The following is an 11,906-nucleotide window of genomic DNA, read 5'->3' as shown; positions in this document are numbered from 1 at the left end:
GGTGGGCGACATCTCTAGCGCCGTGGTGGCCAGGGCGCGGAGGCGGGCGGGGTTGCCGTTGGCGGCTCGGACCAGGTGGTCTACGGCTTCGGGAGTGTGCGGTACGGCGGCCTGGCGGAGGGGTTCGGCGAGCGCGGGGCGGAGTTCGGCGTCGGTGAAGGGCTCGAGCTTGCGGATGTCGAAGCGGCTGACGACGTCGGTCTCGATACCGGCTTGGCCACCGGAGGCTGCGAGGAGGCGGCTGGTGGTTCGGTCGCTGCCGGCGGCGATCAGGAAGACCGGCTGGCGGTTCTGTTCCAGGCGTGCAGCCAGTTCGGTGACGGCGACCAGGTCGCGGTCGGAGGCGTTGTCGAGGTTGTCGACCATCAGGAGGAGCGGTTCGCCTTTGGCTGCTGAGATTTCGCCGAGGCGGTCGGCCAGTTCGTTCAGCGTGCTGCCGACCTCGTCGACCTCGTCGGTCTCATGTTGTTCCTTCGCCACCACCTGGAACGCGCCGGGCACCCCCACCCGCACCTCGTTCCCCGACTGCGGATGCCGCGACCGGCCGGCCAGCTGATCGAGGTCCTTCTTCAGCGTGCGCGCCGCACCGGCACCGAAGTGTTCCCGGACCGTGTCGAGGTCCTGACTGATCGCCCGAATCAGCCGGTTCTCCAGCGGCTCGCGCGGCGAAGCCTCCACCCGTACGGCGATCCACCCTTCCCGAGCGGCAAGCCCCTGCGCCCGATCGAGCTCCCGGCTCTTCCCCATCCCGGGCTCCCCGGTGAACAACACCGTGGTCCCACCCGGCACCCGCTGATCCAGCGAGATCGGCCGCCCCTCCGCATCCTGACGATCCACCGTGTACGACGGCTCCCGCGCCGTACCGAGGATTTGGCCTGCCGTGGCAGCACGCCCGGCCTCTGCAATCGGAGCGAGAGCGCGCTGGGTGGAAACGTGGGGTGCTGGTTGGTCGAGGGTCTGGTTGAGCCACGACTGCATTCCGGGGTCGGCAACCAGAGGCTGCTCGGCGTTCTCGCGGATGAGACCGCGGGCGACGAGCTCACCCCGGGCCTGGTCGATTTGTTGCCATTGGCCCGGAACCTCGCCGAGCGGTTGACCAGCAGCGACCGCTGCCAGCACGGCCTTCTGCGGATTGCTGCTCTTGTCCCAGCGAGCCTGATAAAGCACGGCGGACCGACTGTGCACCCGGTCGGTCGCCGCCGCGGCACCCTCAGCCGTGATGCCGCCTAGTTCAAGCGCCGTGTCAGCGAGCGTGCGGAGCCGCTCCGGATCACCGTTGGCTGAGCGCACCAACGCATCGACGCCCGCCTGCTCATAAGGAACACCGGCTCGATCCAATGGCACAGTCAGGATCGACGTCAGCTCGGCGTCGGACATCGGGCCGAGTTCGCGAACCTCGAAGGGCATCCGTTGGGACGCGGCCAGCAGCTGGCTGGTCGTCATCGTGCCACCGGCCGCGACCAGCCACACCGGACGGCCGCTGCGCTCCAGGTGTTCGGCGAGTTCGTTCAACCCTGCCAGGTCGTACGGCGACGCCGCGTCCACGTTGTCGACCATGAGCAGCACCGGCCGATCCGGCGAGAGGTCACCGAGTTGGTCGGCGACGTCGTGCAGCGTCGTCCCGAGGTTGTCGGCAGGCGTCGCGTCCCACTGCTTCTTCGTGACGAACTGCACCGGCCCACCGCCGATCCGCACCTCGGCGCCGTGCTGGACCTTCCGCTGCCGCTGGGTCAGATCCCGAACCGCCCGCCGCAGCTTCCGGACCCGGAACCCACCGAACTCTCGGCGCAGCTTGCTGAGATCCGCACCGATCGCCCGGGTGAACCGGTGCTCCAACGGTTCCCGCGCCGACGCCTCCACCCGGATCGCCGTCCAGCCGTGCCGCGCTGCCAACTCCTGAGCGTGATCGAGCTCGCGCGTCTTCCCCGCCCCGGGCGGCCCGGTGAACAGGATCGCCCGCCGCTCCGGCAGCACGGGTGCCAGCGTGACCGCCCGCCCGAGCCGGTCGATCCGGGCGACCGCGTGCGCCGGAAGCCGCGGCGTACCGAAGACCTGGCTCATGCCGCCCAGCCTGCGGACCGCACCGGGTCGCCACATGACCACCGGGTGAACACCCGCCCCGGATCGCCCGAACAGCACCTGTCGACAGCCCTCGGAGTACGAGATCCGGTCTACTCCCCGACACCATCGCGCAGACCTCCCGCAATTCTCTTGGCGAGCGCTCGGGATCACCGGCACTGTCGATGGCATGCGTAGACAACGAGTAATGGCGGCGCTCCTCGCAGCGCCCCTGGGGGCGCTGTTGCTTGGCACACTGCCGGCGCACGCCGACCCCGATCCGAAACTGACCATCAGCGATGTCCAGCTGAACAAGACTGCTGTCTCGGTAACAGGCCTCGACACCGCGAAGGTCGATGTCACCGTCAAGGCCGGCTACAACTCCGACAACCCGCAGGACGAGAACACCGTCCTGACCGTCTACCTCGACCGCACCGCCGGTTCGGGGATCATCGACGACATCGGCTCGGTCGCGCTGAAGCGCACGGCCGGCACCCTCAAGAACGGCACCTGGACCGGTGTCCTGAATGTTGCCTCGGCCGCGAACGGGACCTTCAAGGTCACCGGCGTCGTCAAGGGCGAGTACGGCCAAATGAGCAGCGGGTTCCCCGAAGACCCGACGCTGTTCGACGGCCCGAGTCTCGCGGTGACCGGCACGCACATCCCGAAGGTCAGCCACGTGCAGACGCCGGCCGTCGTACCGACCGGCAAGCCGTACTCGATCAAGTGGACAGTGACCGACACCGCGACCGGCAAGCCGTACGGCGTCCCGGCGGCGCTCGAGGTCGGGGTCGGGACCGAGTGCTCCGAGACGGCGACCCACGGCGACGCGGTGAAGACCGATGCCGCTGGCAACTACATTCGGTCCTACCCGGCGAGCGACCAGGGCCGCGAGGTCTGTGGCTCGCTCCGGACCGCCCCCTACCCCACTGCGGCCGACCGGTTCTACGCGAAGCGGTCCGGAGTGTTCTCGGCAAAGCCGTCGAAGACGAGCGCCAAGGTCGGCACGAACGTTCCGGTCAACGGCACGCTCACCGGCCACGCCAGTGGTTGCCCGGTGAACCTGCAGAAGCTGCGGGGTGCCTCCCAGTGGCGGACCGTCAACTCCGCCATGGTGCGCGGCAGCGGTCGCTTCACCTTGACGGCGACGCCGGCGGTCAAGGGCAAGATCTACTACCGAGCGCAGCTCCCTGCGGGCTGTGGCGGCTACATCGAGCACATCAGCAAGACCTTCACCATCACGGGTCTCTGACCCCCGCTCCGAACGGCCGCCCCGGGTGCTCCCCACCCGGGGCGGCTGCATTCCGGTCTAGTTGATCTCTGTGGATGCCCCATCCTGAGGATCATGACCATTCGACGATTCCTCGCGGGCCTGTTGACGGCGCCGCTGGTCGTCGCGGTGCTGGGCGGAACTCCGGCCCAGGCCGCGCCGGACGACAAACTGAGCATCAGCGATGTGACCCTCAGTCAGGCAGCCGTCTCGGTGTCGGGTCTGGCCACCACGACGATCGATGTCACCGTCAAGGCGGGCTACAACTCCGACCATCCGGACGATGAGGACACCACTCTCTACGTCTACCTGGTCCGGACCGGTGGCACCGGGCATCTCGACCACGTCGCCTCCACCGAGCTGAAGCGCACCGCGGGCACGCTCAAGAACGGCACCTGGAAGGGCCCGCTGAACATCGTCTCCACCGCGAACGGCACCTGGAAGGTCGGCTCCGTCGGCGCCGGCCCGTACGGGATAGATATCGGTATCGACCCGACGCCGTTCGACGGACCGACGCTGCAGGTCACCGGCACGCACGCTCCCCAGATCACCTACACGGTCACGCCGAAGACGGTTCCGGTCGGCAAGCCGTACTCGATCAAGTGGACGGTGAGCGACTCCACCACCGGCAAGCCGTTCGGTACGCCGATCACCGCGTGGGTCGGCATCGACTCGCCGTGCGCCGAGGGCGGCGGCCAGAAGATCCAGACCGATACCGCGGGCAATTACACGAAGTCGTACCAGGCCTCGGACGCGAACTGGCTGAACTGCTTCCTGCGGTACACCGACCCGTACCCGAGCGGGATCGGACAGGCCAAGGTGATGCGCCTGGCGGGCGTGTCGGCGACGCCGGCCAAGACCAGCGCGAAGGTCGGGACGAACGTCGCGGTCAACGGCTCGGTCACCGGCCCACCCGCCCGCTGCGCGATCAACCTGCAACGGCTGTACGGCGCCTCGCAGTGGCGGACCGTGAATTCGGCCCGGGTCCGGGACAGCGGCCGCTACACCCTGACCGCGACCCCTGCCTATAAGGGCAAGATCCCGTACCGCGTTCTGCTCCCGGCCTGCTACCGCTTCGTCACCGCGTCCAGCAAACCCTTCACGATCACAGGACTCTGATGAAGACCAGCAGATTGCTCGCGGCTCTGGTCGCGGTTCCGCTCGCCGGCACCGTGGTCGGCGGCGCACCGGCGTACGCCGAGCCTGACCCGGACCTGACCGTGCAGAGTGTTGAGATCGACGCGAAGACCGTCGGCGTGCGCGGGGTTGCGATCGCGCACGTGCCGGTGAAGGTGCGGGCCGGGTTCGCGAACCGGCCGGAGAGCTCGAAGGTGACGCTGAACGTCTTCCTCGAGCGGACCGGCGGATCCGGGCCGCTGAACACGATCGTGTCCACCGACCTCCGGCGGACGGCGGGCACGATCAAGGACGGAACCTGGACCGGCACCCTGAACATCGTGTCGACCGCGGGCGGCGTCTTCAAGGTCAGCAAGGTGTACACGTCGTGGTGGGTCGAGCCGGGCGCGGCCTGGGAGCCGACACCGGTTGCCAACGGCCCCAGTGTCACCATCGACGGCGGCCACTACCCCAAGGTCACCGCTACCGTGACCCCGAAGGTCGTGCCCGTCGGCCAGCAGTACTCGATCCGGTGGGCGGTGACCGACAACTTCACCGGCAAACCCTTCAGCGGCATCTCGATCACGGCCGACGTGGACCGCGAGTGCGGTCCCGACCGGACCACCCTGGTCAAGACGAACACCGCCGGCATCTACACCGCGACGTACCAGGCAACTGACGCGAGCAGGGCCAACTGCTTCGAGGTGTACGCCGATCCGTACGCGACCAGCGGCCTGCACTTCAAGGTGCCGCGCCTGGCCGGTGTCTCGGCGGTTCCGTCGCGGACCAGCGCCAAGGTCGGGACTCTCGTTCCGGTCAACGGCTCGGTCACCGGCCCGCCGGTCGGCTGCAAGGCAAACCTGCAACGGCTGTACGGCGCCAGCCAGTGGCGGACCGTTGGTACGGCGAACATCCGCACCAGCGGCCGATTCACGCTGACCGCGCAACCGGCGTACCGGGGCAAGATCCCGTACCGCGTCCTGATGCCGTCCTGCCTCAATTACGTGGCAGCCTCCAGCAAGCCCTTCACCATCACAGGAGTCTGAATGAAGCGACAACTGCTGGCCGCACTGTTCGCGGTCCCGTTGGCCGGAGCGGTGCTGACGGCGGCGCCGGCGAGCGCCGCGGATCCGGACATGACGGTCGACTCGGTGGTGATCGATCGCTCGAGCGTCGCGGTCGCCGGTCTGAACACGGTGCCGGTGACGATCACGGTCAAGGGTTCGATCACCGAAGGGGACCCGTCCCGCACGGACACTCCGCTGTACGCCGACCTGAAGCGGAGCGGCGCCGTACCGGCCAACATCAACTGGGTGGTGTCCGATCCGCTGAAGATGGTGTCCGGCAACGAGACGAACGCCGTCTGGAAGGGGAAGGTGAACGTCCCCTCGACCGCGAACGGCTCGCTGAAGATCACCGGTCTGAACATCGGCACGTTCGACCCGGCGTCGGGCAGCAACATCCCGGCGACACCGGTCGATGGTCCGGCGATCCAGGTCACCGGTCTGCACCAGCCGAAGTTCAGCGCGGCCCCGGCACCGTCGATCTCCAAGCCTGGTACGGCGGTCACGATCCGCTGGCAGGTCATCGACTCGGCCACCGGCAAGCCGTACGGCACCAGACTCCGCGTGATCGTTGCTGATGACAACGGATGCGTCGAGCGGGTCGGCGGAACCGGTTCGGTGCTGACCGACACCGCCGGTGTGATCCTGAACAAGACGATCTCCGATGACGCCATCCACTGCCTGTTGATCCCGGGCAGCCAGGCGCCGATCGGCGGTCTGTCGATCCTGCTCCGGCACCCCGGCGTCGTCACCGCGGTCCCGTCGAGGACCAGCGCCCCGGTCGGCACGATCGTCCCGGTCAACGGCGTCGTTAAGGTCGCCCCGCTGTACTGCCCGGTGAACCTGCAACGCCTGTACGGCGCCACTGCCTGGCGGACCGTCGGCACTGTGAAGACCGACTCGCGCAAGCGCTACACCCTGAAGGCGCAACCGGCGTACAAGGGCAAGATCCCTTACCGTGTGCAGTTCCCCACATGTTCCAACTACGTCACCGCAGTGAGCCCGACGTTCTGGATCATGGGTACATGAAACCTCGTAGCATTGTGACGGCTCTGGGCGCTGCAACCCTCATGGGTGCGGCGCTCAGCGCTGTCCCGGCCCAGGCCGAACCGCTCGACCTGCAGGTCGAGTCCGTGAAGTTCGACCGCGCGTCGGTCGCCGTCTCCAGTCTGAACACGGTGCCGGTGACGATCACCGTCAAGGCCACGTACAAGCTGGGCAAGGCGGATCAGCCGATGTACGTCGAGCTGAACAGCTACGAGTCCAAGCACACCTACTCCACCCAGGTGTTCTCCGAGCCGCTGAAGCTGATCGACGGCACCGGCACGGATGGCACCTGGCAGGGCAAGGTGAACGTCCCGTCCACGGCTGACGGCCGGCTCGACGTCGGCAGCGTGTACGCCGGTGTCCTGGACCGGTCACTCAAGGCCAAGACCCCCGACAACGATCCGGTGACCGGGGTGTCGCTCGCCGTCACCGGCCTGAATATCCCGAAGATCACCCGGAAGCTCAGCGTGAGCCCGGTCCCGTTCGGCAAGCCGTACTCGATCACCTGGCAGGTCCTGAACTCGACAACCGGCAAGCCGTACGGGTCCCGCCTCAAGGTGCTGCACCCCAAGGGTGACGCCTGCCTGGAGGCCAAGGGCTCGGCGGGTGCGGTGCTCACCAACGCCGCCGGTGTGCTCGTCACCCAGCACGCGGCGGCCGAGGCGGACAAGCTGAACTGCCTGCTGATCCCGGGCACCCAGGCGCCGATCGACAGCCACATCCAGCTCGTGCCGCGGCCGGGCATCGTGGCGGCGACGCCGGACAGGACCAGCGCCAAGGTCGGTACGACGGTCTCGGTCAAGGGCAATGTCGCCGGCATCACCTACGGCTGCACGGTCAACCTGCAGAAGCTGTCCGGCGCGACCGCCTGGCGCACGCTGCGTAGCACGAAGGTTTCGGTGAGCAGCCGCTACACGCTCCCCGCGGCGATCACCGCCAAGGGCAAGGGCACCTACCGGGTGCAGCTCCCGGCATGCAACAACACGCTGGCCGGTGTCAGCCGGAGCTTCACCATCACCGGAGTCTGATCGGTTCTGGTCCACCCGCTCCGCCCGATCGCGCATTTCTTGAGCGCGGTTGTAGGCGGAGCGGGCGGTCCGGCAGCACTCTGAGCAGTATGCGGATAAGACAAGTGGTGGCGGCGCTCCTCATGGCGCCGTTGGTGGGTCTGGCGCTCGGCGCCTCCACCGCGCAGGCAGATCCGAACCCGAACCTGACAGTCTCGGCGGCCCGGATCATCAGGACGACACCAGTCGCGGTGTCGTCGCTCAACACGGTCCCCGTGACCGTTGAGGTCGACGCGAAGTACACCTGGCCCGACGCGAGCCCGGACGAGACGCTGTTCGGGATCCTGGAGCGGTCCAGCGGTTCGGGGCAGCTGACCTACCTCTTCACGACACCGCTCAAGCGGTACGAGGGAACCACGCAGAACGGCAAGTGGCGTGGCATCGTGAACGTGCCCTCGACGGCAAACGGCAAGTTCGAGCTCACCGGGGTAATGGTCGGGCAGTACTGGCCCGGCAGCGGTGACATGACGGACCCGACGCCGGTCCCGGGCGTGCGTCCGGTGCTGACGGTGGTCGGGACCAACCTCCCGAAGATCACCGCGCGGATCATTCCGGACCCGGTGCCGTTCGGCCAGGGTTACTCGATCCGGTGGTCGGTCATCAACAGCCAGACCGCCAAGCCGTACGGGACCCGGCTGAAGGTGGCGCTGGAGAACGACAGCAGTTGTGTGGAGAGCTTCGGCGGTTCGAACGCCCTGACCGACACCAACGGCTACGTGACCAAGACCTACCCCGCGAGTATGGCGGGCGCCCTGAACTGCCTGTTGCTGCCGAGCAACCCCTCGCCGCTCGGCTGGCTGTCCATCGGCATCAACCGTCCCGGCATCGTCACGGCGACCCCGTCGAAGACGAGCGCCCCGGTCGGCTCGATCGTGCCGGTGAACGGCGTAGTGATGGGGGCACCGACCAACTGCCCGGTCTACCTGCAACGCCTGTACGGCGCGACCGCCTGGCGCAACGTCGGTACGGCGAAGGTGCGGCAGAGCAGCGGCAAATTCGTGCTGAACGCGCAGCCGGCGTACAAGGGTCTGCTCTACTACCGGGTGTCGTTCCCGGCCTGCTACAACTACCGGGCGGGCGTCAGCAAGACCTTCACCATCAGGGGCCTGTGATGCGCCCACGGTTGATCGCGGCGCTCCTGGTGGCGCCGCTGGCCGCCCTGGCGCTCACGGCGCCAGGGGCGCAGGCAGCACCGGATCCGGACCTGACGGCTTCGGCGGCTCGGATCCTGAGGACGACGCCGGTCGCGGTGTCGTCGCTCAACACGGTCCCGGTGACCGTTGAGGTCGACGCGAAGTACACCTGGCAGGAAGCGGACCCGAACACGACGCTGTACGCGCTCCTGGAACGCACCGGCGGTTCGGGCCAACTGGACACCCTCATCACGATGCCACTCAAGCGGTACGCCGGAACTACGCGCGATGGTAGTTGGCGCGGTGTTGTGAACGTCCCCTCGACGGCGAATGGGAAGTTCGCGCTCACCGGGGTCAAGCTCGGTCCGTTCAACCCCGGCAACCCTGACACGTTCGATCCGTCGCCGGTTCCCGGCCCGCAGCCGACCGTGACCGTTGCCGGAAGCAACATTCCGAGGATCACCGCGCGGGTGCTTCCGGACCCGGTGCCGTTCGGCAAGGGCTACTCGATCCGCTGGTCGGTGATCAACGGCCAGACCGGTAAGCCGTACGGCACGCGGCTGAAGGTGTGGCTGCCCAACGACAACGGGTGTGTGGAGAGCTTCGGTGGACCCGTCGCGCTGACCGACACCAACGGCTACGTGACCAAGTCGTACGCCGCCAATCTCGCCGAGTACCTCAACTGCCTGCACCTGCCGAGCGAACCGGCTCCGTCGGGCTGGCTGTCGTTCTTCGTCAACCGCCCGAGCATCGTCACGGCAGGACCGTGGCAAACCAGTGCTCCGGTCGGTTCGATCGTCCCGGTGCACGGATTTGTCGCCGGTGGACCGTTCGGCTGCCCCGTTCATCTGCAACGCCTGTACGGCGCGACCGCTTGGCGCACCGTCAATACCGCGAGGGTCCGGCCGGCCAGTGCCGCATTCACGCTGCAAGCACAACCGGCGTACAAGGGGCTGCTCTATTACCGGGTGTCGTTCCCGGCCTGCGACAACTTCAAGGCCGGTGTCAGCAAGACCTTCACGATCAAGGGTCTCTGATGCGCCCGCGCGTGGTCGCGGCGCTGCTGGTGATGCCGCTGGTAGCACTGGCACTCGCCGCGACCACCGCGACAGCTGCGCCTGACCCGGACCTGACGGTGACGGCGGCCCGGATCCTGAGGACGACGCCGGTCGCCGTTTCGTCACTCAATCTGGTGCCGGTGACCGTCGAGGTCGACGCCAAGTACACCCGGCCCGACGCGAACCCGGACACTACGCTGTTCGCGATCCTGGAGCGCTCGGCCGGTTCGGGTCAGCTGAACCACTTCTACACAACACCGCTCAAGCGGTACGAGGGAACCACGCAGGACGGCAAGTGGCGTGGCATCGTGAACGTGCCCTCGTCGGCGAACGGCAAGTTCGAGCTCACCGGCGTGATGCACGGCCGGTTCTGGTGGGACGACGACTTCGAGCTGACGCCGGTCCCGGGCACGCGTCCGGTGCTGACAGTTGTCGGCAGCAACCTTCCGAAGATCACCGCGCGGGTGATTCCGGATCCGGTGCCGTTCGGGCAGGGCTATGCGATCCGGTGGTCGGTGATCAACAGCCAGACCGCCAAGCCGTACGGGACCCGGCTGAAGGTAGCGCTGCAGAATGACACCGGTTGTGTGGAGTCCTTCGGCGGTTCGAACGCCCTGACCGACACCAACGGCAATGTCACCAAGACCTACCCGGCAAGTATCGCCATGAACTGCCTGCTGCTGCCGGGCGACCCGTCGACGTCCGGCGGGCTGTCGATCCACATCAACCGTCCCGGCATCGTCTCGGCGACCCCGTCGAAGACGAGCGCCCCGGTCGGTTCGATCGTTCCGGTGAACGGCGTGGTGATGGGCGCGCCGGACGGCTGCCCGGTCCACCTGCAACGCCTGTACGGCGCGACCGCCTGGCGCAACGTCGGTACGGCGAACGTCCGGCAGCTCAGCGGCAAGTTCGTGCTGTCCGCGCAACCGGCGTACAAGGGCTACATCCCTTACCGGGTGTCGTTCCCAGCCTGCAAGCACTTCCGAGCGGGCCTCAGTAAGACCTTCACGATCAGGGGGATCTGATGCGAGCACGAGTGATAGCGGCAGTCCTGGTGGCGCCGTTGATCGGGCTGGCGCTCACCGCCCCGGCCGCCCAGGCCACGCCTGACCCGGACCTGACAGTCACGGCGGCCCGGATCATCAGGACGACACCGGTCGCGGTCTCGTCACTCAACCTGGTGCCGGTGACCGTCGAGGTCGACGCGCAGTACACCGAGCCCGACGCCGGCCCGGACACGATGCTGAACGCGAACCTGGAACGCACCGGCGGTTCGGGACCGCTGACCTACCTCATCGCCACTCCACTCACGCGCTACGAGGGCACCACGCAGAACGGTAAATGGCGTGGCACCGTGCTCGTGCCCTCGACAGCCGACGGGAAGTTCGAGCTCGCCGGGGTCATGGTCGGACCGTGGTCGTCCATCAGTAATGGCGGGATGACCAGTCCGACGCCGGTGCCGAGCCCGCGGCCGACGCTGACCGTGGTGGGGACCAACGTCCCGAAGATCACCGCGCGGGTGATCCCGGACCCGGTGCCCTACGGCCAGGGCTACTCGATCCGCTGGTCGGTGATCAACGGTCAGACCGGTAAGCCGTACGGGACCCGACTGAAGGTCTGGCTGCGCAATGACAACGGATGCGCCGAGGCCTTCGGCGGTCCGGTCGACCTGACCGACACCAACGGCTACGTAACCAAGGCGTACCCGGCAAGTCTCACCGATTACCTGAACTGCTTGCAGTTGCCGGGCGGCCCGATACCCCTCGCTGGTTTCGGGTTCTTTGTCAACCGCCTCCCCCGCGCCGTTGTCGTTTCGGCGACCCCGTCGAGGACGAGCGCACCGGTCGGCACGATCGTCCCGGTGAACGGCACGGTCTCCGGTTCGCCGTCCTACTGCCCGGTGAACCTGCAACGCCTGTACGGCGCGACTGCCTGGCGTACTGTCGGTACGGCGAAGGTTCGGCTGAGCGGCCGCTACACGGTCAACGCGCAACCGGCGTACAAGGGAAACATCCCGTATCGGGTGTCCTTCCCGGCTTGCACCAACTTCAAGGCCGGCGTCAGCAGGACTTTCACCATCAAGGGGGTTTGAA

Annotated in this window: 10 protein-coding genes; 9 read left to right on the top strand and 1 reads right to left on the bottom strand. The window is 67.5% G+C overall.

Annotated elements, in window-relative coordinates; translation table 11 throughout:
• Positions 1–2,061, bottom strand: a 2,061-nt coding sequence (locus E1261_RS02985; RefSeq protein ID WP_165952333.1) for an ATP-binding protein, incomplete at its 3' end; no start/stop codon positions are given.
• Positions 2,062–2,248: 187 nt separating this feature from the next.
• Between E1261_RS02985 and E1261_RS02980 the strand changes: the two genes are divergently transcribed.
• The 9 genes from E1261_RS02980 (at position 2,249) to E1261_RS02940 (ending at position 11,905) form a co-directional block, all read left to right on the top strand.
• The gene (locus tag E1261_RS02980) at positions 2,249–3,310 is read left to right on the top strand and encodes a hypothetical protein (RefSeq protein ID WP_165952332.1); all 1,062 of its coding nucleotides are present in this window, start codon (positions 2,249–2,251) and stop codon (positions 3,308–3,310) included.
• A gap of 93 nt (positions 3,311–3,403) precedes the next feature.
• Complete coding sequence (locus tag E1261_RS02975; RefSeq protein WP_132401375.1) at positions 3,404–4,447, top strand: hypothetical protein; 1,044 nt, start codon at positions 3,404–3,406, stop codon at positions 4,445–4,447.
• Positions 4,447–5,490, top strand: coding sequence for a hypothetical protein (locus tag E1261_RS02970; protein ID WP_132401372.1), 1,044 nt, complete (start codon positions 4,447–4,449; stop codon positions 5,488–5,490). Before E1261_RS02975 ends, E1261_RS02970 begins: the two co-directional genes overlap by 1 nt.
• Entirely contained in the window at positions 5,491–6,537 is a 1,047-nt protein-coding gene (locus E1261_RS02965; protein ID WP_132401369.1) for a hypothetical protein, read from the top strand.
• Positions 6,534–7,583, top strand: a complete 1,050-nt coding sequence (locus E1261_RS02960; protein WP_132401366.1) for a hypothetical protein — start codon at positions 6,534–6,536, stop codon at positions 7,581–7,583. The genes E1261_RS02965 and E1261_RS02960 overlap by 4 nt, the downstream gene beginning before the upstream one ends.
• A gap of 122 nt (positions 7,584–7,705) precedes the next feature.
• A complete protein-coding gene (locus E1261_RS02955; protein WP_238175975.1) occupies positions 7,706–8,734 on the top strand; it encodes a hypothetical protein in 1,029 nt (342 codons plus the stop codon).
• Entirely contained in the window at positions 8,734–9,792 is a 1,059-nt protein-coding gene (locus tag E1261_RS02950; protein ID WP_132401360.1) for a hypothetical protein, read from the top strand. Before E1261_RS02955 ends, E1261_RS02950 begins: the two co-directional genes overlap by 1 nt.
• Positions 9,792–10,838: a hypothetical protein gene (locus E1261_RS02945; protein WP_132401357.1), complete on the top strand. Its 1,047-nt coding sequence runs from the start codon at positions 9,792–9,794 to the stop codon at positions 10,836–10,838. The genes E1261_RS02950 and E1261_RS02945 overlap by 1 nt, the downstream gene beginning before the upstream one ends.
• Entirely contained in the window at positions 10,838–11,905 is a 1,068-nt protein-coding gene (locus tag E1261_RS02940; protein WP_132401354.1) for a hypothetical protein, read from the top strand. The genes E1261_RS02945 and E1261_RS02940 overlap by 1 nt, the downstream gene beginning before the upstream one ends.
• The last annotated feature ends 1 nt before the right edge of the window (position 11,906 follow it).

It is taken from the genome of Kribbella albertanoniae (assembly GCF_004348455.1).
Classification (GTDB): Bacteria; Actinomycetota; Actinomycetes; order Propionibacteriales; family Kribbellaceae; genus Kribbella; species Kribbella albertanoniae.
Note: the sequence above shows the minus strand (reverse complement) of the source record. Positions and strands in the feature narration are given on the sequence as shown.

What these genes read in the sequence shown, in the direction of transcription:
- E1261_RS02980 (WP_165952332.1), top strand. Translation starts at nt 2,249, where the DNA reads ATGCGTAGACAACGAGTAATGGCGGCGCTCCTCGCAGCGCCCCTGGGG.
- E1261_RS02975 (WP_132401375.1), top strand. Translation starts at nt 3,404, where the DNA reads ATGACCATTCGACGATTCCTCGCGGGCCTGTTGACGGCGCCGCTGGTC.
- E1261_RS02970 (WP_132401372.1), top strand. Translation starts at nt 4,447, where the DNA reads ATGAAGACCAGCAGATTGCTCGCGGCTCTGGTCGCGGTTCCGCTCGCC.
- E1261_RS02965 (WP_132401369.1), top strand. Translation starts at nt 5,491, where the DNA reads ATGAAGCGACAACTGCTGGCCGCACTGTTCGCGGTCCCGTTGGCCGGA.
- E1261_RS02960 (WP_132401366.1), top strand. Translation starts at nt 6,534, where the DNA reads ATGAAACCTCGTAGCATTGTGACGGCTCTGGGCGCTGCAACCCTCATG.
- E1261_RS02955 (WP_238175975.1), top strand. Translation starts at nt 7,706, where the DNA reads ATGGCGCCGTTGGTGGGTCTGGCGCTCGGCGCCTCCACCGCGCAGGCA.
- E1261_RS02950 (WP_132401360.1), top strand. Translation starts at nt 8,734, where the DNA reads ATGCGCCCACGGTTGATCGCGGCGCTCCTGGTGGCGCCGCTGGCCGCC.
- E1261_RS02945 (WP_132401357.1), top strand. Translation starts at nt 9,792, where the DNA reads ATGCGCCCGCGCGTGGTCGCGGCGCTGCTGGTGATGCCGCTGGTAGCA.
- E1261_RS02940 (WP_132401354.1), top strand. Translation starts at nt 10,838, where the DNA reads ATGCGAGCACGAGTGATAGCGGCAGTCCTGGTGGCGCCGTTGATCGGG.